Consider the following 20082-nt stretch of genomic DNA (forward strand, 5'->3'; position numbering starts at 1 on the left):
CCTCCCCGGCGGGCGCCGCCGCGCGCCCGCGCTGTTTCGCCCCCAGGCCGGGCCGGCGCCCCCCCCCCCGCGCTTCCGGCGGGCCCCCCCCCCCCCCCCCCCGCACCCCCCCCCCCCGCCCCCCCCCCCCCCCCCCCCCCCCCCCACGCCTCGTTTGACTTACCCCTCAACCGTCCTTACCGCTCACGAGCCCACCCCAAGTCGGTGGTTTCGCGTGATCCGATGGACACCACACGTGTCTGGACGGACGACACACGCGTGACCGTGCTCAGTCGTGAGGCGTCCGCCTGAACACCCGTGTCGTCCGCCTGATCACGTGTGTCGTCCCTCCAGTCACGCGACATCGCCACCCGCGCACCCGGCGGTACGTGCCTTACCGTTGCCCGTCCACCAGGTACTTGCCGCCTTGCTGACGGCGGTCCTTCTCGTACGGGTCGATGGCGTTCGGCTCCGAAGCCTTCCTTGGTTCGAGGCCCGTACGGTCGGTTTTGCCCGCCTCCCCGGCCGCGCCCTCCGTTTGCACGGTCTCGGGATTGGGGTCGATCTTCTTCCGGTCCTTGTTGGCGCTTTCCCAGTCGGCGAACAGTTTCTTGAGATCGTCGGAAAGCTCGCCGTCCGTTTTCGCGTAGGCTTCGGCCGCCTTCCTGAGCTGTTCACCGGCGAGGATGAAGCGAGCACAGCTCGTCCTCATGAACTGTTCGACGGCGTCGCGGATTTCCAAGGTCGTGTCGTCACCCGTGCACGTTTGCGAGTCACGGCCCGCGAGGTGCCGGTCGGCGATATCGGCCCCGGCGAGGATCCGCAGTTGTGCCGAATAGGCTTCGGCCGCTTCGAAGCAGGTTTGCGCCACCCTCAGGAGGAAGTGGACCTCGACCCTGATCCCCTTGTACTTCGCGCGGTCGGTCTGGTTCGGCAGCGTGTTCGCGGTGAGGTCGTAGAGCTCGAGGTTGTAGCTGTGCACCCCCGCGATCGCCTTCTGCAGCGCCAGCACGTCCCCGCCGAAGTCGTCTTCGAGGCCGCTCAACGCGTTGTGTTCGTCCTGGATCGAGGTGGTGAGCTTCTGCAGGATGTCCTGGAGGGACATGGCGTCCTGCTCGACGGTGTGGCTCTTGAGGGCCGCGCCGACGAAGCCTGCCAGGGTGAGGACGGCGCCGACCGGGCCGAGGACCTTCCCGCCCGCTTCGTTGACGGAGCCCACGACCTTGCTGAGCTTCGCCCCCGCGGACAGCAGATTGCTCACGATCCCGTGGATCGCCTGCGCCCGATCGAGCTTCTCCAGGATCGCGTCCGCGGTGGAGATCGTGAGAGTGACCTTCTCGTCCAGTTTCTTGGTGGCCCAGTTGAGTCGTTTGATGATGTTGAGCCGGGTCACCTGGATCGTCGTGGCACGCGTGGAGTACAGCGTGGACAGGCTGGCGAGGATGAGTGCCTGGTTCAGGATGGTCGGCGCGATCGAGGCGAAGAATCCGGCTCTGAAGGCCTTCGCGGCGAGCCCGGTCCACTCGATGAACCATTCCTCGGTCGAGCTGGTCGTACCGTCCAGCCACTCGACGTTCCGGACGACCTCGCCCTGCCCGAGCAGTTCGGTCACCCGCCCGTTCTTGTCCTGGAAGCCGAGGTTGCCCGCGACGTTCAGGAACGTGTTGTGGGCGGTCTCCAGCTTCGTGAGGTCAGGCCCTTCCAGCTGCGGCACGAACTTGGCGACTTCCTGCCGCCGGTTCCAGGCCAGCCGCTCGATCTGCGCCAGATTCCGTTCGACATGGCATTCGACGTACTTCTGGGTCTGCGGATTCCAGCCCTGGCAGTGGACGTCCTTGTAATGGCCGAGCATGCCGTCCATGACCCAGGTCAGGTATCCGCAGATGTCGTCGGCGCCGGACAGGTGACCGTACGATTCGGCGGGCCACTGCCAGGCCCAGGGCTCCGCCGAGCACGGGACGGTGGTCGAGAGGTTCATCATGGCGTCGACGGCGTCTTCCATCCAGCGCTTGGTGAGCGCCTTGAGGAGGTCGTCCAGCGCGCTGTCGAGCATCCTCTTGTACTCGCTGAGGGTCAGATACTTGCCGGCCATGGAGGCCCCCGCTTCCCGCTCCCTGTGACAAAGTCATGGAGAGTGTAACGGCGAAGGGGCGATCGCGCGGCCGAACCGGAGGAAAAGCGAAAAGCCCGGACATCCCCCTGTCCGGGCTCTTCACCTCGTCCCCCTTGCCCCCTCGCTCAGGATTCGCCGGGCTGCTCCGGAGTCAGTAACCACGCGGCGGCGTAGACCGGGATCGCGAATCCGGCGGTGAAGAAGACGCTCGCCACGAGGGCGATGCGCAGGATCGCCGCGTCGACGCCGAGATAGGCGGCCCAGCCGCCGGCGACGCCCGCGAGCATCTTGTCGGTACGGCTGCGGTGGAGCTTCTTGGTGGCCACGCTGTTCGTCATGGCTCCATGTTCGCCCCGGGACGACCCCCGGCACATCGGGGAACGGCCCCGACCCGACCCTGGAATCCGACCCTGAGGGGCACGAAAAGGATGAAGGTGTCCGGTCCCGGCGACCTGGACCTGATCGTCTACTCGCTGCGCAAATGGCTGCGCCTGGCGGTCAAGGGGAACCCGACCGTCCTGTTGCCGGAGACGAGCTCGTGCGGACCTACCTCAGGGCGTGGAAGATGCCTTGATGACGATCAAGGCGAAAGCACTCATCTTCGGAGTCGCGGTGCTGACCGTGCTGGGAATCGGCACGGCCGGCGCCGCGCCCGAAGGTCATGGCGCGCGAAGCAGGCTCGACGTCGTGCAGGCCCGCGGCGAGCTCCGCGTGTGTTCGACGGGGGACTATCGCCCGTTCACCCATCGCGACGCCGCGGGCGTGTGGAGCGGGATCGACATTGACCTCGCGGGCGACCTCGCGAAGCGGCTCGCCGTCCGGCTCCAACTGGTCCAGACCACGTGGAAGGCGATCGCCGACGACGTCGGGCGGAAATGCGACCTGGCGATGGGTGGCGTGTCGGTGACCTTGGACCGCGCGAAGAAGGGCTTCTACACCGTTCCCTATCTTCGGGACGGCAAGACGCCGATCACCTTGTGCGAGAACGAAAAGCGGTTCCAGACCGTGGAGCAGATCGATCAGTCGGGCGTCCGTGTCGTCGTGAACCCCGGTGGCACCAACGAACAGTTCGCCGACTCGAACCTCAAGCGCGCGACCATCGTGCGGCATCCGGACAACAACACGATCTTCGCCGAGATCCTGGCGGGCCGCGCTGACCTGATGATCACCGACGCGACCGAAACCCGTTGGCAGGCGAAGCAGGATCCGCGGCTGTGCGCGGTGCATCCCGACCGGCCGTTCACCTTCTCCGAGAAGGCGTACCTGCTGCCGCGCGACGTCGTGTTCAAGGAGTGGGCCGACCAGTGGCTGCACCTCGCGTTGAACGACGGCACCTACGCGCGCATCGCGAAACCCTGGCTCGGCTGAAACCGGTTTGAACCACTTCCGTTACCCATCCGTATCCCTGGATGTGGGTGAGGAGGACTCAGACCGGAGGAAGACACCGATGATGAACAGCGCCGGGAAACACCGCAAGCGTGCGACGATCGGCATCGCGTCCGTTCTCGGGGTGGCCGCCATCGCCGCGGCGATGTTCGCGCTCAGCACTCCGGACGGGCAAGCCGCGGAAAGCTGTCAGGGACTGGACACCGCGCTGCGCAGCAACCTCGATTTCATCGCGGGCCAGCAGGCGGATCCCGACGCAGTCTCCGCGGCGCGGATCGCGAACCGGCAGGCCGTCGTCGACCTCATCCAGCAACGCCGCGAAGCCGCGGGTTGTACCGAAGAGGTGCTCGCGGACGTCGGCGAGCAAGAGCAGGGCGCCGGGACGGACGAAGCCATGGCGGGCGAAGGCGAAGTCGTTTGCCCGGGTTCCACGGTGACGCTGTCCGGCGAGGGCGGCGCGCCCGCCGCGTCCAGCGGCGAGTTCCCGGCGGGCACCAAACTGAAAGTGACGAACCTGGACAACGACAAGTCCACGACCGTCGAGGTCACCGGCGTTTCCGGCAGTTGCGCGCTGCTGAACAACGCGGCCTTCGAACAGGTCCGCGAACCCGGGAAGTTCCTGATCCGCCGGGCCACCATCGAGCGGGTCGGCTGAGACACCCGCACCGGAACGGGGAAGACGCGGACGGATCCGGTGCGGAGGCGGCGCGAGTCCTCCTGGTCCCCTCGGTCAGGAGGGCTCGTGGTCGTTTGTATCTCACTTGTACGCCCTTTCGGGACGCTTCTCACGAAACGCCGAGAAAGGACATCCGATGAGATTCAGACGAGTGGTCACGGCGGCCGCCACCGCCTTGCTTGGCATGGCCGGGCTGGCGATCACCGCGACGTCGGCCGAGGCCGCCGTCGGACCGCGCCCCAACTTCCAGCTCCCGTTCCCCTGCAACCAGGTGTGGAACGGCGACAACGACAACAGCAGCGCGCACCGCGCCTACGAAATCGACTTCAACCGCGGCAGCTCGGCGGGGGCGGACCTCGGCGACACCGTGGTCGCGGCCGCGGCGGGCAAGGTCGTCATCTCGGCGCACCAGGGTTCGGAGAACGGCTTCGGCAACCTGGTGAAGATCGACCACGGTGGGGGATGGTCGACCTACTACGCGCATCTGAAGGTCCGCACGGTCGCGCTGAACGCGCAGGTCGCGCAGGGGCAGAAGATCGGCGAGGTCGGCAACACCTCCAAGCCGGGCAACAACATCAGCCCCCACCTGCACTACGAAGTCCGCACCAACGACTCGTCGTGGCCGAGCAACATCAAGCCCGCGTACTTCAACGGGGTGAAGTTCGGCTACCCCAACGCCAACGTCACCTCCAAGAACACCTGCAGCGGCAACGGGAACCCCAACCCGTACGACGCCGTCGAGGTGTGCGGCGACGGTTACAAGGTCATCGACTCGCAGGCACTCGGCAGCGCGGCGACGACGTACCTGCTGTACAACGGCACGACCAAGAACAACTGTGTCACCACCATCAAGTCCACCTCGGTCGGCACGGGCAGCGCGGTTTCGGCCTTCCTCGAAGTGGAGGGTTCGGCGCGCAAGAGTGATTCCGGCAGCTTCGAGTACTACGCGGGTCCGGTGAGCGCGGCCGCCGGCGCGAAGTGCGTCAAGTGGGGCGGCTCGGCCGGGTCCACCAGCTACGAGTCTCCGCTGGAGCACTGCGGCTGACTCTCTGAAGTGTCATGAAAGGGTCGTTCAGGACATCTTTTGTCCTGAACGACCCTTTCATGACACTTGAAGGTGGGCGCGGACGCGGGTGAAGCGGGCTTCCCAGGCCGCGCGGACTTCCGGAGCGGCGGCGTGCTCGGCGAACAGGTCCGGGGCGGGAGCCTGGAGCGGCACCGGCAGTCGTCCGTCCACAGGGGACAGTGAAGCGCCGCAGACGTCCCCGGTCAGCAAGGACATCGTGCCCAGCCCGCAAGCGAAGTCCAAAGTGGGCAGTGCGCCCGCGAGCGCCAGCCCGGCGGCGAGCCCGACGCTCGTCTCGACGGCGGAGGACACCACGCACGGCAGGCCGCAGGCTTCGGCGACCTCCAGCGCGCGCCGGACCCCGCCCAGCGGCGCGACCTTCAGCACGGCGATGTCGGCCGCCCCGGCGACGGCCACCTTGAGCGGGTCTTCGGCCCGGCGGATCGATTCGTCCGCGGCGATCCGCACGCCGACCCGGCGCCGGACGTCCGCCAGTTCTTCGATCGACGGGCACGGCTGCTCGACGTATTCGAGCCCGCCCGCCGCGCGGTCCAGTTCGCCGATGGCCTTGACCGCGGTGTCCACATCCCAGGCCATGTTCGCGTCGACGCGAACCGCGCCCCGCGGGCCCAGCGCGGCTCGCACCGCCTCCACCCGGGCGCAATCCTCGGCGAGGCTCACCCGCGGATCGGCGACCTTCACCTTCGCCGTGCGACAGCCCGACGCCGACACGAGTTCGTACGCCTTCTCCGCCGACACCACCGGGACGGTCGCGTTCACTTCGACGCTCTCCCGCACCGGCGACGGCCATCCGCGTTCGCTCGCCTCCAGCGCGGAGGCCAGCCACGGCGCGCTTTCGGCGTCGGAGTAGTCGGAGAACGGGCAGAACTCGCCCCAGCCCGCGTCGCCGCGGAGCAGCAGGCCTTCACGGACGGTGATGCCGCGGAACCGGGTGCGCAGGGGAATCGCGTAGACGTCCATCGGCACCGATCATGCCACCGCTGGAATCCTGTGCCGATTCACGCGACAACGGACAGAATGAGCGACGTGGCACTCGACTTTCGCGTGCTGGGGCCCACCGAGGTCACGGCCGACGGGCTGCCGGTTCCGTTGGGCGGCAGCAGGCCGCTCATCGTGCTGGCAGGCCTGTTGCTGCGCGCGAACACGGTGGTGCCGGTCGAGGAACTGGGCCGCTGGCTGTGGCCGGACGACCGGCGGCGGTCCAAGGGAGCCCTGCAGACCTACATCCTGCGGGTCCGCCGCGCGCTCGGCGACGAGGTCACCATCCGCACCGAACGCGGCGGCTACCTGCTCGAACTCGACGAAAGCCTGCTCGACCTCGCCCGCTTCCGCGCGCTCGCCGCGGAGGGAGTACGGGCCGCGGGAGACGGCGATCCGCGTCGCGCCGCGGACCGGTTCGCCGCCGCGCTGGCCGAATGGCGCGGCCCGGCGCTGCAGAACGTCCACTCCGAAGCGCTGCTTCGGGACGAAGCCGACCAGCTGGGCGAAGAGCGGCTACGCGTCCGCGAGCAGTGGGCCGACGCGCTCATCGCCCTCGGCGATCACGCCACCGTCGTCCCCGAGCTGACCAGGTTGTGCCGCGAGAACCCGCTGCGGGAGCGGCTGCACGAGCAGCTGATGATCGCGCTCTACCGCTCCGGCAGGCAGGCCGAGGCGCTGAACGTCTACCGCCGGATCGGCGCGGTGCTGGCCGAAGAGCTCGGCCTTGACCCCGGCGCGTCGCTGCGGCGGGCGCACCAGGCGATCCTGACCGGCGAAGAGTCCGGCGAGACCACATTGGACTCCGAGCTGACGCGGTACCGGCTCGGCTCCGAACCACTGATCCCGCGTCAGCTCCCGGCGGATCTGCGGGTGTTCTCCGGGCGGCAGCGCGACCTCAAGGCGCTGCACGAACTCGTCCCGGAAGCACTGGACACCGAGCGGTCGACGTCCATCGCGTCGATCGAGGGGATGGGCGGCATCGGCAAGACGACCCTCGCCATCCATTTCGCGCACGAGGTCGGCGATCGCTTCCCCGGCGGACAGGTGTACCTCAACCTGCGCGGATACGGTCCCGGCGAGCCGGTCGAAGCCGCCGCCGCGCTCGAAACCATGCTCGTCTCCGTCGGTGTCCCCGCCGACCGGATCCCCGCCGGCGCCGACGGCCGCGCCGCCACCTGGCGCACCCACAGCGCGGGCCGCCGGATGCTGATCCTGCTCGACAACGCCGCGAGCACCGAACAGATCCGGCCGCTGCTGCCCGGCCCCGGCTGCCTGGTGCTGGTGACCAGCCGCTGGCAGTTGCAGGCGCTCGTGGCGACCCATGGCGCGCGCCGCGTCGCGCTGGGGGAGCTGCCGGACGAGGACGCGATCGCCCTCGTCGCTTCGACGATCGGGCTGGAGAGGGTCACCGAAGACCCCGAGGCCACCGAACGGTTCGTCCGGTACTGCGGCGGGCTGCCGCTGGCCATCCGGATCCTCGCCGTGCGGGCGGCGCAGTTCCCGGACCTCCCGCTGCGGGAGTTCGTCCGGCTGCTCGAAGCCGAACAGGACAGGCTGGGCTCGTTCGACCTCGCCGACGGCGACGAGACGAACATCCGGGCCGTCTTCTCGTACTCGTACCGGGCGCTCGACGAACGAGCCGCGCGGATGCTGCGGCTGCTCGGCCTGCCCACCGGCGGCGACTTCAGCGCCGCCGCGGCCGCGGCGGTGGCCGGGGTCGACATCGCGGAAGCGCACGAGGATCTGGCGAAACTGGCCTCCGCGCACCTGATCGCGCGGTCCCGGCCCGGCCGGTACCAGTTCCACGACCTCATCCGCGCGTACGCGGCCGAACTCTCGGCGGAACTCGACGGACCCGAAGCGCGGAAGGGCGTGCTGGACAGGCTGCTCCACGCGTCGCTCGCTTCGGCGCTGAACGCGTCGCGGCTTCTGCGCTCGGACCGGCACTACCGGCTCGTCGAACCGGAGCGATTCGACGGCGCCGGGCTGAAGTTCGGGCACTACGAACAGGCGCTCGACTGGTTCGACGAGGAAGCCGGAAACCTCATCGCCGCGGTCAACATCGCGTACCGGGAGCGGCGGTACCGGGAGTGCTGGCAGCTGGCGTGGCTGTTGCAGTCGTACTTCATCGTGCGGTCCCGGCTGGAGGACTGGCGTTCGGTGTTCGGCGTGGCGCTCCGCGCCGCCCGCGACATGGGGGACCGCTCCGGTGAGGCCGCGATGCTCAGTGGACTCGGAGTGGCGTGCGGGGTCGCCCGCCAATACGAGGACAGCATCGCCTACCTGAAGCAGGTCGTCGAACTGCAGCGGCAGGTCGGCGACCGGCAAGGCGAGGCGCGGGCCCTCTACAACCTCACGCTGGCCAGCCAGGACCCCGACACGGCCTGGGAATACGGGATGCGCGCGTTGCGGCTCATCCGGGAAAGCAACGTCGGCGCCGGCATGGAGGCCAGCGCGCTGCAGGCGCTCGGCGACATCTGCGCCCAGGCCGGCCGCTTCGAGCAGTCCCTCGACTTCGCCGATCAGGCCTTGGCGCTGGAGGCGCACGCGCTCCCCGACGAAGCCCGCTTCACCCTGCACACCAAGGGCATCGCGCTCGTCGGGCTCGGCCGTGGCGACGAGGGCATCGCCTGCATGCGGCAGGCCGTCGAGATGTTCTTCGCCCACGGCGAGCTCTACGAGGCGGCCGACGTGCTGGCGCAGCTCGGCGGAATCCATCTGCGGCGCGGTGATCCTCCGGCGGCGCGCGAATGCTGGCTGCGTTCTGTCCGGGTGCTGACCGAACTGTCGCATCCGGACGCCGAGGACGTCCGCACGAAGCTGGCCTCGCTCGTGGGCGACGCGGTCAAGGCGGAGTGAGGCACGGGCGACCGGCGTGCCGACCCCCAGTCGCAGCACGCGAGTACGCCCGTGACCTCAGATGTCACCTAACAGGACACCGCTCACTGCGCGCTGACTGTGCAGCGTGCGCGGTCAAGCCAGGAGTTCCGCGAGGGCGATCGCGTTCTTCGGCGCCTCGACCTTGACGTCGTTGTCGAAGTAGACGTACGTGTCGCGGCCCCAGCCCTTGATCTTCCGCGCCCACTGCTTCAAGACTTTGTCGCTGTACCCGCTGACGTACAGTTCCTCGTCGCCGTGCAGACGGACGTACGCGAACTCGTCGCTCGTCATCTCGTCGATGAACGGGAACTTGCCCGCGGTGTCGGCGACCACGAGCGCGATGCCGTGTTTCCGGAACAGTGCGAGGCTTTCGGGCTCGGCGAAGCTCGGATGCCGTACCTCGACGGCGTGCCGGAGCTTCCGGCGAGGCTTCGGATCGGTGTGCGGTTCCGCCTTCAGCTTGTCGTCGTGCTTGTGCGCGAGCTCGACGGCGGCGTGACTGGTGCGCGGCAACAACTCGAAGAACCCCTCGACCCGCCCGGCGTCGAACGCCAGCCGCGGCGGCAGCTGCCAGAGGAACGGACCCAGTTTCCGGCCGAGCGCCAGCACCCCGGACGCGAAGAAGTTCGCCAGCGGCGTCTCGACGTCACGCAGCTGCTTCATATGTGTGATGAAGCGGCCGCCCTTGACGGCGAAGACGAAGTCGTCCGGTGTCTGCTCGGCCCACGCCCGGTACCGCTCGGGACGTTGCAGCGAGTAGAACGAGCCGTTGATCTCCGCCGAGTTCATCCGGGACGACAGGTATTCCAGCTCGCGCCGCTGCACCAGGCCGCGGGGGTAGAAGTCCCCGCGCCACGGTGGGTAGCGCCAGCCCGAAGTGCCGATCCTCAGCTCCGCGACGTCGATCACCGCCTTCCCGCGTTGCCCTGATTCCCCCTCTCCCGCGCGCGCAAACGCGCCCTCACGCCCACGAGAACCGCCACCTGCGGGTCTGGACCAGACTGGAAGCGAACTCGCGCAGATTGCCCGGCTGACCGGCGAACGCGGGCAGGCAGAACGAACGGTGCTCGGCGGCGACGGTGAGCGCGCGGCCCTGGGTGCGCGGCGGCGCGGCCACCGACAGCTCCATCGAATCGAAGCCCAGCACCGTGAGCGTCGCGCCGAACCGGTCTTCCCAGCTCCGCAGGACCGCGGACAGCTCGTGGACCTGATCCGTCGCCTTGATCATGCCCGTCCAGCCGAGGATCGCCGGGATGTCGGCGGGCCGCTCGGTCTGCACCAGCGCCAGCCGATGCTGCCCGCGCGCGGCGAGGATCGAGCCGGTGTTTCCCGCCTCGGCCAGCGGATCCGCCCGGCGCGCCGGACGGCGCGCCAGACCGGGGAACTTCGCGCCGAACGGGCGCAGGCAGGCGCCGTCGCAGCACGACGTGTCCCACCAGCGGGCCAGCACCTCCGCCGGATCCACCGAGGAGATCCGGTGATCGGCGGGAGCGAGCCTGCCGCGGTCGTCGATCCAGTCCTCGCCGTTGGCCGCGAAACGCTGGTCGTGCGGGATCAACACCGGCCACAGCCCGGAGCGGTCGAACTCCGCGACGCAGCCGGTGTAGCGCTCCGGCCTGGCCAAAGGCAGATCCGAAACCCAGATCCGGCCGTGCCACCGGCCGGGCGGCAGGGTCTGGACGGGCGGCGTACCCGGGCGGAACGGTGCGATCGTCATCGGCTTCCCCTCGAACTGGTGTTCGGTCAACTCTACCCGAACACTAGTTCGAAGCACCGACAGTTTTCGATACCCCGTTTGCGGGATGTCGCGGCTGTCGCCTCATGCGTCCCTGGTGTCACAGCGGCCACAGAGAGAGTGTCCACAGTGGACTCGCATGTCCGTGAAGGCCACCTTGAGGGACCCAGAGTCCCTCAAGGAGGCCTTCACGGACAGCCGCACGGTTAGAGAGGGTGCGCGTGAAGGCCCCCTTGCCTCGGCTCAGCCGGGGGAACTCGCCCTTCGCGTCCGCCCAAGTCCGTGAGGGCCTCCTTGCCTACCCTCAAAGTAGGGAAGGAGGCCCTCACGGACTTCGAGGCCGCCGGGGCGAAGTGGTAGCAAAGGTCCCTTGCTCTCTTCCCGCAGGCCAGGCCCGGGGTCCCTACATGGGGCGGAGCAGGTCGTCCGCGTCCACGATCCGGTACGCGTAGCCCTGTTCGGCCAGGAATCGCTGCCGGTGCGCCGCGTACTCCGTGTCGACGGTGTCCCGCGAGACGACCGAGTAGAAGTGCGCCTGCCGTCCGTCGCCCTTGGGCCGCAGCAGCCTTCCGAGCCGCTGGGCCTCTTCCTGCCGCGAGCCGAACGTCCCGGAGATCTGGATCGCGACCGAGGCCTCCGGCAGGTCGATCGAGAAGTTCGCGACCTTCGAAACGACCAGCGTCCTGATCTCACCGCGCCGGAACGCGTCGAACAGTTCCTCGCGTTCCTTGTTCCGGGTCGCGCCCTGGATCACCGGCGCGTCGAGTTCGTCGCCGATCATCTCCAGTTGGTCGAGGTAGGCCCCGATGACCAGCGTCGGCTCGCCCGGATGCCGGTCGACCAGCGATTTGATCACCTTGGTCTTGGTGTCCGCGGTCGCCGCCAGCTTGTACCGCTCCTCGGCCTCGGCGGTCGCGTACGCGAGCCTCTCGGCGTCGGTCAGGGTCACCCGGACCTCGGTGCATTCCGCCGGCGCGATCCAGCCCTGCGCCTCGATGTCGCGCCAGGGGACGTCGTATCGCTTCGGGCCGATCAGGGAGAAGACGTCGCCTTCGCGCCCGTCTTCGCGCACCAGGGTCGCGGTCAGCCCGAGCCGCCGCCGCGACTGGAGGTCCGCGGTCATCCGGAACACGGGCGCGGGCAGCAGGTGGACCTCGTCGTAGACCACCAGGCCCCAGTCCCGCGAGTCGAACAGGTCCAGGTGCCGGTACTCGCCCTTGGTCTTACGCGTGACCACCTGGTACGTCGCGATGGTGACCGGCCGGATCTCCTTCTTCTCCCCGGAGTATTCGCCGATCTCCTCCTCGGTGAGCGAGGTGCGCGCGATCAGTTCCCGCTTCCACTGCCGTCCGGCGACGGTGTTCGTCACCAGGATCAGCGTGGTCGCCTTCGCGTGCGCCATGGCCGCGGCGCCGACCAGCGTCTTGCCGGCGCCACAGGGCAGCACGACGACGCCGGATCCGCCCGCCCAGAACGCCTCGGCGGCCTTGCGCTGGTAGTCGCGCAGCTCCCAGTCGACCTCGGCCAGCTCGATCGGGTGCGCTTCGCCGTCGACGTAGCCCGCGAGGTCCTCCGCGGGCCAGCCGACCTTCAGCAGCGCCTGCTTCAGCCGTCCGCGTTCGGACGGGTGCACGATGACGGTGTCCTCGTCGATGCGCGCGCCCAGCATCGGGCTGATCTTCTTGTGCCGGAGGATCTCCTCCAGTACCGCGCGGTCGATGGTCGACATGACCAGGCCGTGCGCCGGGTGGTTGGCGATCTGCAACCGGCCGAACCGGCCCATCGTGTCGACGATGTCGATGAGCAGCGGCTGCGGCACGGGGAACCGCGAGTAGGACGTCAGCGCGTCGACGACCTGTTCGGCGTCGTGGCCTGCCGCACGGGCGTTCCACAACGCCAGCGGCGTGATCCGGTAGGTGTGGACGTGCTCGGGCGCGCGTTCCAGTTCGGCGAACGGCGCGATGGCGATCCGCGCGTCGTCGGCCTGGCTGTTGTCGACCTCGAGGAGCACGGTCTTGTCGGATTGGACGATCAGCGGGCCATCGGTCACATCGTCCTTTATACGTTCCGGCCACACTGGCTCCCGTCGCGGCATCGCTGGTGCAAGGATGCGTATCAGGTGACTGGAGGGGACCTTGACGACAACACCGACCGGCGGCACGCCCGAGTACGACCCGTTCAACGCGCCCGCGCCGCTGCCTCCGATGCCGGAGGCAGGACCGCCGACACCGTTCCCGAAGCCGCGACCGCTGAGCGTGCTCGCCAAGGTTTCGATCGTGCTCGGCGTCGTCGCCGCGCTGGGCCTGGGGAGCCTGGCCGCCTGGGGGATTTCGCAGTCGAGCAGGTACGCCAAGGTCGAGGCGGGCAAATGCCTGTACCTGACCGACGAGGCGGGCGGCAACCAGAGCTACACGACCGCCAGCTGCACGTCGAGCCGTGCGACCTTCCGCATCGACGAGGTGCGCACGGGCTCGTCCGACTGCCGCGATGCCGACTACATCCAGTTCGAGCTGTACGGGAGTTCGTCGAGCAAGAAGGCCCAGAAGACGCTCTGCCTGGCGCTGAACGTCGAGACCGGGGACTGCCTGCGCGACGTCGTGCACGAGACGCGGATCGCGAAGGTGCGCTGCACGGACATCAGCGCGGAGGCGCGGGCCGTCGTGACGCGGGGGTCGTCGGAGAGCGCGTGCTCGTCGGACGACACGGCGCTGCACTACACCGGGCCGCCCGAGCGCACCGTGTGCCTGCGGCCGACCGGGGAGAACATCTAGAGACGCGGCGTCGATCGCTTTCCAAGCCAGGCATGGGCGCCCCCAATGTGGCATTGGAGACGCTCAGCGCCCCCAATGCCACATTGGGCGCGCCGAATCCGGCATCGGTCTAGGGCCGCGGCACCAGCGCCTGCACGTCGAGCCGGGCGCCGATCATGCCCGAGTTGTGCATCAGATCGGCGACGCGTTGCAGCCGGATGCCGTTGAGGGAGACCGGGTAGGTCCCGAGCGAGATCAGTGAAGCCGTGGTGCGGTCGATGTCGGAGAACGTCGGCAGCGCGTCGCGGACGACGGCGGAGTCGGCCGCTCGCACCTGCGCCTCGCCGAGCACCTTCCGGAACACCGCGAGCGTGCGGGCGTTGCCCTGGCCGAAGGCCCCCGACGAGACGTAGGCCGACATCGGGAAGTCCAGGGTCGCGCCGCGGGCGCCGTCGGCGAGGATGCTCGCCCCGAGTTCCTTCTCGGCCCTGGTGATGTACGGCTCGACCATCCACGCGGCGTCGACTTCGCCCGCCTGCAACGCCTGCGGCATCCGGTCGAACGGGTGCTGTTTGAACTGGATCCGGGTCACGTCGATGCCCGCGGTCCCGAAGACCGAGCGGGCGGCCAGCACGCCGATGTCGTCGAGCATGTTCACCGCGATCTTCGGTGACTTCTTGAGCGTCGGCTCGGTGTAGTCGGAGCCGGGGAGTGTGACGAGCGCCATGGTGTTGCGGCCGGCGGTGTAGGCCTCGCCCTGGAGTTGCAGTGGCGTCCCGGCCGCGGCGGCGCGGAAGATCGAGACGTCGCTGGCGAACGCGATGTCGACTTCGCCCGCGGCGAGCTTGCCGATCGCCTGGTCGCCGGGAACATCGACGAGGGTGACGGAAAGGCCCGCGGCGGTGAACTTCCCTTCGGCGACGGCGACCCGCAGGGGTGCCGTGTCGATGGGGCTTCCGACGCCGACGCGGAGTTCCGTCCGTTCGAGTGGCGCGTCGGTGCTTGCGTCACCACCGGAAAACACTCCGCAACCGGCGATCGCCAGCAGGGCCGCTACCAGCGGAATCGCCAAGACGCGCATCTTCGTCACCGCTCACCTACCGAGAGAATGTGCTCCTCCTTCTGGATCGTATGGTCCGTGCCCCATACGATCGCCTGCGGGAGACGCCGGATTGCGCGGCTTTCGATCGTCCTCGAACCTTGTTACTCTACAGTAGGTTCGGGCTCTCGTCCCCGATGTCAGCCATGGGAAAGGGTCCCGTGGTGGGAAAAGGAAACCAGGTGGCCCGTCGCGACAAGCGTCCCCGTGGGGGCGACGCGGCGGAACGGCATCCTCGTGTCGGCGGACGGTGGCGGCTCCGGAACTGGCACCTGCGGACCAAGCTCTTCGTGGTGCTCCTGATCCCCGCGCTCGCGGTGGTCGCCCTCGTCGGGCTCCGGGTCAACTCGGATCTGCGTGACGCCCGGCAGCTGGCCGAATTCGCCACCCGCGGCCGGGTCGACAGCACCGTCGCCGAAGCCGTGCACCAGCTCCAGCGTGAACGAGACCTCACCGTCCGGTTCGTCGCGGGCGATCGCAAGGGCGACGTCTCCGAACTGACCGAGCAGCGCAAGCGCGCCGACGAGGCCATCGGCACGTTCGACCGCACCCTCGGCGAAAGCAAGAGCAGGCTCGGCGACAAGGCCGCGACGAGTCTGCAACTGACCAGCGACCGCCTCCGCGTGCTCACCGGACTCCGGTTTTCCGCGGAACACTCGGCTTTTCCCGCCGACGCGGTGCTTCGTTCCTACAGCGAACTGATCTCCGGCCTGCTCGACATCAGCGATGCCACCGCCGCCGACGTGTCCGATCCGGATCTGGGGAAGCTCCGCCTCGCGGGCAACGCCCTCGCGCGGGTCAAGGACCAGATGTCGGTCAAGCGCGCGATCATGGCGGCCGCGCTCGCCCAGGGCGGTCTCAACCGCGACCGCACCCGCGCGCTGCTCGGCGCGGAGGCCGAACTCGCCGCCGCCCGCAACGACTACCGCACCTTCGCGACACCCGAACAGCAGCGGATGTACGACGACACGGTGATCGGCCTGATCGTCGACATCGGCAACGACATGGTCGAGTCGGCGCTCATCCGCGCCGAGAACGATCAGGGGCTCGGCGGCCTGGACCCGAACCAGTGGGACACCTCGGCCACCTACACGGTCAATCTGGCCCACCAGGTGCAGCAGGCGCTGCTCGTCCAGTTGCAGGAACGCACCGACGCCCTCGCGGCACAGGCGAGAACGTCCGCGATCTGGGACGGCGGCATCGTGCTCGGCGTACTGGTCGTCGCCGGGGTGCTCTCGGTGATCATCGCGCGTTCGCTGTTGCGGCCGCTGCGGATCCTGCGCCGCAGCGCGCTCCAGGTCGCCGAACACCAGCTCCCGGCGGCCGTCGAAGGTCTGCTCAGCGATCCCGAACCGCAGCCGGAGAACCTGCGGCGACGGCTGGCCGTCGCGCCGGTGCCGGTGTTCAGCCGCGAGGAACTCGGCCAGGTGGCGCGCGCGTTCGACGCGGTGCACGGCGAGGCCGTCCGGCTCGCCGGGGAACAGGCCATGCTGCGGGAGAACATCAACGCGATGTTCGTGAACCTGTCGCAGCGGAGCCAGGATCTGGTCGAGCGGCAACTGTCCGTGCTGGACCGCATGGAGGCCGACGAACAGGATCCCGACACGCTCGCCGGGCTCTTCGAGCTCGACCACCTCGCGACCCGGATGCGCCGCAACAGCGAGAACCTGCTGGTGCTCTCCGGGACCGACGTCGTCCGTGAGGACGGTGGCGCCGTCGTCGCCGACGAGATCATCGGCGCCGCGCTCTCGGAGGTCGAGCACTACCAGCGGATCGAACTCGGCGCCGCGCCGCGGATCGCGGTGCGCGGCGAGGCCGTCAACGACCTCGTGCACGTGGTCTCCGAACTGCTGGAGAACGCGACGCGCTATTCGGACCGGAGCACGATGGTGCAGGTCGAGGGGCACGAGACCGAACGCGGCGAATGGCAGATCGAGATCACCGACCACGGCGCCGGGATGCCGCAGGCGGAGATCGACCGCACCAACACGCGGCTGGCGAACCCGCCGGACGTCGACGTCGAGGTCTCGCGGCGGATGGGCCTGTTCGTGGTCGCGACACTGGCCGTCCGGCACCGGATCGACGTCCGTCTGCGGTCGGCGGACGGCGGCGGGATCACCGCGGTGGTCGTCGTGCCCGCCGCGCTCATCGTCGAAGCGCCCCAGCCCGCCCAGCTGCCGGAGCCCCCGCCCGTCGTCGTCGTTCCCGAGCCGGAACCCGAGCCGCCGCTGGAAGTCCCGCCGCTGCCCGAGCCACAGGAGAGCGTCGAGGAGTCGCGGTTCGCGCCGGTGCTGGATCCCGGGCCGCTGCGGCGCGCTCCCGTCGTCGAACGCGAAACCCAGCCGGAGTGGCCGTCTTCGGACGACGACGCCGTCAACCATCTCGAACTGGACTCGCCGACCGAGCGGATGCCCAAGTACCAGAGCGTGCTTTCGCAGTGGTTCGACCACGGCGGCCCGCGCGAAGGGCCTTCGCCCGCCGAACCCGGCCCGCCTTCCTTGCCCTCGTTCGAACCGGTGAAGGCGGCCGAGGAGAGCGCCGCGCGGGAGGAACCCGCGCAGGACCCGGACGAGCCGACCGAGCCGACGCTGAAGCCGGTGCGGCCGAAGGCTCTGGTGCCGAAAGAAACGAAGCCGGAGCCGGAACCCGCTTGGCCGACACCCGCCGAGCTGGAACAAGAGGACGGGGCGGAGGAGACCTGGCCGGTGCTCCCCGCCGTCGTTCCCGAGGCCCGGTCGCAGGACGACAGGCCGGAGAAGCCGCGAGGGGAGAGGCCGATACTCTCACTTTCCCCCGAAGCGGTCCGCGAACGGATGACCAGCCTGCAAGGCGGTTTCCGGCGCGGTCGCCACGCCAGGGGTGACGACAACCCCTCGGCTTAGCGAATTGGAAGGTCCATGAGTTCGAAAACCGGCCTGCTGGAAGTGATCGCGCTGACCGCGGCGGACGCGGAGCGCGCACAGGAGGGCGGGGCCGATCGCCTCGAACTGGTCAGCGACATGGCCAGCGACGGTCTCACGCCGTCGGTCGGGACGCTGCGCGACGTACTCGCCGCCACCGATCTCCCGGTGCGGGTCATGCTGCGCGACAACATGTCCTTCGCCGCCGGCGATCTCGACGGACTGCGCGCGGACGCCGTGCGGCTGATCGACGCGGGCGCGCGGGAGTTCGTGCTCGGTTTCCTGGACCTGGAAAGCGAAATCGACGTCGACGCCTGCGAGACCTTGGTCAAGGAGCTCGACGGGCTGCCGTGGACCTTCCACCGCGCCATCGACCGCGCGCGGGACCCGTTGCGCGCCTACGACCAGCTGGCGGCGCTCGGCTGCGACACGGTGCTCGCGGCCGGGCATCCGCACGGCGTGGCGCACGGACTTTCGGTGCTGCAGCGGCTCGCCCGCCGCCCGGACGGGCCGCGGCTGCTGGTCGGCGGCGGCCTGCGGGCGCAGCAGGTGCATCTGCTGCGGGCGGGCGGAGTCGACGCGTTCCACATCGGCAGCGCGGTCCGTCCCGGCGGCTGGGAGTCCGATGTGGACGTCGCGGCCGTTCGCGAGTGGGCGGCTCTGGTCAAGGAGTAGGCCGTGCGCGAGGGGTCAGGTCCAGACCACATACGGTGATACGAGGTTGCATCTTCAACTATCGGGTTCCGACGAGATACCGTGTGGCCATGGCTACCCGCACCGTACGTGACGCGACCAGGGAACTGCTGCGCGATCTGGGCCTGACCACCGTTTTCGGCAATCCCGGCACGACCGAGATCGCCTTCCTGACGGAGTGGCCGGACGACTTCACCTACGTGCTCGCGCTCCACGAGGCGTCCGTCGTCGCGATGGCCGACGGGTACGCGCGGGCGACGCGGCGGGCGACACTGGTGAACCTGCACTCCGCCGGCGGGGTCGGCCACGCGCTCGGGCACATCTTCACCGCGTACCGCAACAACGCGCCGCTGATCATCCTCGCCGGCCAGCAGACCAGGTCGCTGCTGCCGGACGATCCGTTCCTCGGCGCCGTCGAGGCGGCGAACTTCCCCAAGCCGTACGTGAAGTGGAGCTGCGAACCGGCGAGGGCCGAGGACGTCCCGGCGGCGCTGGCGCGGGCGTATCACGTCGCGACGCAGGCACCCATGGGCCCGGTGTTCGTCTCGGTGCCTGTGGACGACTGGGACGTCGAGACCACGAAACCGATCGTCTCCCGGCCGGCGATCCGCGGTTTCGCGCCCGATCCGTCCGCTTTGGACGAATTGGTGTCCGCTTTGGACGCCGCCGAGCATCCGGCGATCGTGGTCGGTGCGGGTGTCGACGACGAGGGCGCCGTACCGGATCTCGTCGAGCTGGCCGAGAAGGTCGGCGCGGGCGTCTGGGCGTCGCCGATGGCGGCGCGTTGCTCGTTCCCCGAGGACCATCCGCAGTTCTTCGGTTTCCTGCAGCCGGAACGCAAAATGCTCGCGAGCGCGCTGATCGACCACGACCTCGTGGTCGTCATCGGCGCCCCGGCGTTCATCTACCACGTGTACCGCGGCGAGTCGGAGATCTCGATGCCGCCGCTGTTCCTGGTCAACCCCGACGAGCAGGTCCTCGCCAGGGCCGAGGCGGGCACCGGCATCCGCGCGACGCCGAAGCTCGCCATCCGCGCGCTGCTGGAGCGCGCCGCGCCGCGGGAGGCGCCGAAATCCCGCACCCGGATGGAAAAGCCCGCCGCGGTCACCCCGATCACGCCGGGCTTCGCCTACTCGGTGATCTCGGAGGTCCTGCCGGACAACGCGATCGTCGTCGAAGAGACCCCGAGCCACCGCAACGAACTGCACGACCACCTGCCGATCAAGTCCACCGACTCGGGCTTCTTCACCGTCGCCAGCGGCACCCTGGGCTACGGCCTGCCCGCCGCCGTCGGTGTCGCACTGGCCCGGCCGGACCGCAAGGTTGTCGCCATCCTCGGCGACGGGTCGAGCATGTACTGCGTCCAGGCACTGTGGACGGCGGCGCAGCACCATCTGCCGGTGACGTTCGTGATCTTCGACAACTCGCAGTACGCCGCCGTGCGCATCCTCGGCGAGGCCGCTGGCGGCGAGAAGGTGCCGGGCGTCGACCTCGGCGGCATCGATTTCCCCGCGCTGGCGAAGAGCCTGGGGCTGGGAACGTCGGTCGTCGAGAAGGCCGAAGACCTCAAGGCGACGCTGGAAGCCGCGCTGCCGGACGAGCGGCCGCATCTGGTGCACGTCCGCATCGACGCGAACCCGCGCACGCTGTACTGAGGCGCTGGGACCGCTGGAAGTACATGAAAGGCGCAGGCAGGCGTGGGGGGGGGGCGGGGTAGAGCGGATGTTGGAGTTGTTGTGGTGTGTGTTGATAACACGCCCGCGGCGGGGGGGGGGGGGGGGGGAGATGATGAAGCCCGCGCGC

General features: G+C 69.2%; 15 protein-coding genes and 1 pseudogene. 9 read left to right on the forward strand and 7 right to left on the reverse strand.

Features of this window, described 5'->3' with window-relative positions:
- Positions 1-373 precede the first annotated feature (373 nt).
- Complete coding sequence (locus ACIHAO_RS29345) at positions 374-2071, reverse strand: hypothetical protein (RefSeq protein WP_396563198.1); 1698 nt, start codon at positions 2069-2071, stop codon at positions 374-376.
- 146 nt (positions 2072-2217) lie between these two features.
- Positions 2218-2430: a PspC domain-containing protein gene (locus ACIHAO_RS29350; protein ID WP_396563200.1), complete on the reverse strand. Its 213-nt coding sequence runs from the start codon at positions 2428-2430 to the stop codon at positions 2218-2220.
- Positions 2431-2520: 90 nt separating this feature from the next.
- Between ACIHAO_RS29350 and ACIHAO_RS29355 the strand changes: the two are divergent.
- The 4 genes and pseudogenes from ACIHAO_RS29355 to ACIHAO_RS29370 form a co-directional block, all read left to right on the forward strand.
- Positions 2521-2607 (forward strand): annotated as a pseudogene (locus ACIHAO_RS29355) (DNA polymerase beta superfamily protein); the annotation flags it as partial.
- A gap of 58 nt (positions 2608-2665) precedes the next feature.
- Positions 2666-3460: a transporter substrate-binding domain-containing protein gene (locus ACIHAO_RS29360; RefSeq protein ID WP_396563202.1), complete on the forward strand. Its 795-nt coding sequence runs from the start codon at positions 2666-2668 to the stop codon at positions 3458-3460.
- Between the two features lie 79 nt (positions 3461-3539).
- Positions 3540-4133 carry a hypothetical protein gene (locus ACIHAO_RS29365; RefSeq protein WP_396563204.1) on the forward strand — a complete coding sequence of 198 codons (594 nt, stop codon included), beginning with the start codon at positions 3540-3542 and terminating at the stop codon, positions 4131-4133.
- Positions 4134-4290: 157 nt separating this feature from the next.
- On the forward strand, positions 4291-5199 hold the full coding sequence (locus tag ACIHAO_RS29370; RefSeq protein ID WP_396563206.1) for a M23 family metallopeptidase: 909 nt from the start codon (positions 4291-4293) through the stop codon (positions 5197-5199).
- 57 nt (positions 5200-5256) lie between these two features.
- Here ACIHAO_RS29370 and ACIHAO_RS29375 read toward each other — a convergent pair whose 3' ends face one another.
- On the reverse strand, positions 5257-6201 hold the full coding sequence (locus tag ACIHAO_RS29375; RefSeq protein WP_396563208.1) for an o-succinylbenzoate synthase: 945 nt from the start codon (positions 6199-6201) through the stop codon (positions 5257-5259).
- Positions 6202-6258: 57 nt separating this feature from the next.
- On the opposite strand from ACIHAO_RS29375, the gene ACIHAO_RS29380 reads away from it, so the two are divergent.
- Positions 6259-9081, forward strand: coding sequence for an AfsR/SARP family transcriptional regulator (locus ACIHAO_RS29380; protein WP_396563210.1), 2823 nt, complete (start codon positions 6259-6261; stop codon positions 9079-9081).
- A gap of 114 nt (positions 9082-9195) precedes the next feature.
- Here the strand turns inward: ACIHAO_RS29380 and ACIHAO_RS29385 are convergent, their stop codons facing one another.
- The 3 genes from ACIHAO_RS29385 to ACIHAO_RS29395 all read right to left on the reverse strand — a co-directional run bounded on the left by ACIHAO_RS29385 (position 9196) and on the right by ACIHAO_RS29395 (position 12887).
- The gene (locus ACIHAO_RS29385) at positions 9196-10011 is read right to left on the reverse strand and encodes a DUF72 domain-containing protein (protein ID WP_396563212.1); all 816 of its coding nucleotides are present in this window, start codon (positions 10009-10011) and stop codon (positions 9196-9198) included.
- A gap of 52 nt (positions 10012-10063) precedes the next feature.
- The gene (locus tag ACIHAO_RS29390; RefSeq protein ID WP_396563214.1) at positions 10064-10819 is read right to left on the reverse strand and encodes a DUF4253 domain-containing protein; all 756 of its coding nucleotides are present in this window, start codon (positions 10817-10819) and stop codon (positions 10064-10066) included.
- 421 nt (positions 10820-11240) lie between these two features.
- On the reverse strand, positions 11241-12887 hold the full coding sequence (locus ACIHAO_RS29395) for a DNA repair helicase XPB (protein ID WP_125782122.1): 1647 nt from the start codon (positions 12885-12887) through the stop codon (positions 11241-11243).
- An 85-nt stretch (positions 12888-12972) separates the two neighbouring features.
- On the opposite strand from ACIHAO_RS29395, the gene ACIHAO_RS29400 reads away from it, so the two are divergent.
- Positions 12973-13608, forward strand: coding sequence for a hypothetical protein (locus ACIHAO_RS29400; RefSeq protein ID WP_396563216.1), 636 nt, complete (start codon positions 12973-12975; stop codon positions 13606-13608).
- Positions 13609-13717: 109 nt separating this feature from the next.
- Here the strand turns inward: ACIHAO_RS29400 and ACIHAO_RS29405 are convergent, their stop codons facing one another.
- A complete protein-coding gene (locus tag ACIHAO_RS29405; RefSeq protein WP_396563218.1) occupies positions 13718-14677 on the reverse strand; it encodes an ABC transporter substrate-binding protein in 960 nt (319 codons plus the stop codon).
- Between the two features lie 191 nt (positions 14678-14868).
- Here ACIHAO_RS29405 and ACIHAO_RS29410 point away from each other — a divergent pair, with 191 nt between their 5' ends.
- The 3 genes from ACIHAO_RS29410 (at position 14869) to mdlC (ending at position 19934) form a co-directional block, all read left to right on the forward strand.
- A complete protein-coding gene (locus tag ACIHAO_RS29410; RefSeq protein WP_396563220.1) occupies positions 14869-17568 on the forward strand; it encodes a nitrate- and nitrite sensing domain-containing protein in 2700 nt (899 codons plus the stop codon).
- Positions 17569-17583: 15 nt separating this feature from the next.
- The gene (locus ACIHAO_RS29415; RefSeq protein WP_396563222.1) at positions 17584-18261 is read left to right on the forward strand and encodes a copper homeostasis protein CutC; all 678 of its coding nucleotides are present in this window, start codon (positions 17584-17586) and stop codon (positions 18259-18261) included.
- Between the two features lie 89 nt (positions 18262-18350).
- Entirely contained in the window at positions 18351-19934 is a 1584-nt protein-coding gene (mdlC, locus tag ACIHAO_RS29420; protein WP_396563224.1) for a benzoylformate decarboxylase, read from the forward strand.
- Positions 19935-20082: the final 148 nt, after the last annotated feature.

The organism is Amycolatopsis sp. NPDC052450, assembly GCF_044547565.1.
GTDB lineage: Bacteria > Actinomycetota > Actinomycetes > Mycobacteriales > Pseudonocardiaceae > Amycolatopsis.

What these genes read in the sequence shown, in the direction of transcription:
- ACIHAO_RS29370 (WP_396563206.1), top strand. Translation starts at nt 4,291, where the DNA reads ATGAGATTCAGACGAGTGGTCACGGCGGCCGCCACCGCCTTGCTTGGC.
- ACIHAO_RS29390 (WP_396563214.1), bottom strand. Translation starts at nt 10,819, where the DNA reads ATGACGATCGCACCGTTCCGCCCGGGTACGCCGCCCGTCCAGACCCTG.
- ACIHAO_RS29360 (WP_396563202.1), top strand. Translation starts at nt 2,666, where the DNA reads ATGACGATCAAGGCGAAAGCACTCATCTTCGGAGTCGCGGTGCTGACC.
- ACIHAO_RS29345 (WP_396563198.1), bottom strand. Translation starts at nt 2,071, where the DNA reads ATGGCCGGCAAGTATCTGACCCTCAGCGAGTACAAGAGGATGCTCGAC.
- ACIHAO_RS29350 (WP_396563200.1), bottom strand. Translation starts at nt 2,430, where the DNA reads ATGACGAACAGCGTGGCCACCAAGAAGCTCCACCGCAGCCGTACCGAC.
- ACIHAO_RS29365 (WP_396563204.1), top strand. Translation starts at nt 3,540, where the DNA reads ATGATGAACAGCGCCGGGAAACACCGCAAGCGTGCGACGATCGGCATC.
- ACIHAO_RS29380 (WP_396563210.1), top strand. Translation starts at nt 6,259, where the DNA reads ATGAGCGACGTGGCACTCGACTTTCGCGTGCTGGGGCCCACCGAGGTC.
- ACIHAO_RS29375 (WP_396563208.1), bottom strand. Translation starts at nt 6,201, where the DNA reads ATGGACGTCTACGCGATTCCCCTGCGCACCCGGTTCCGCGGCATCACC.
- ACIHAO_RS29415 (WP_396563222.1), top strand. Translation starts at nt 17,584, where the DNA reads ATGAGTTCGAAAACCGGCCTGCTGGAAGTGATCGCGCTGACCGCGGCG.
- mdlC (WP_396563224.1), top strand. Translation starts at nt 18,351, where the DNA reads ATGGCTACCCGCACCGTACGTGACGCGACCAGGGAACTGCTGCGCGAT.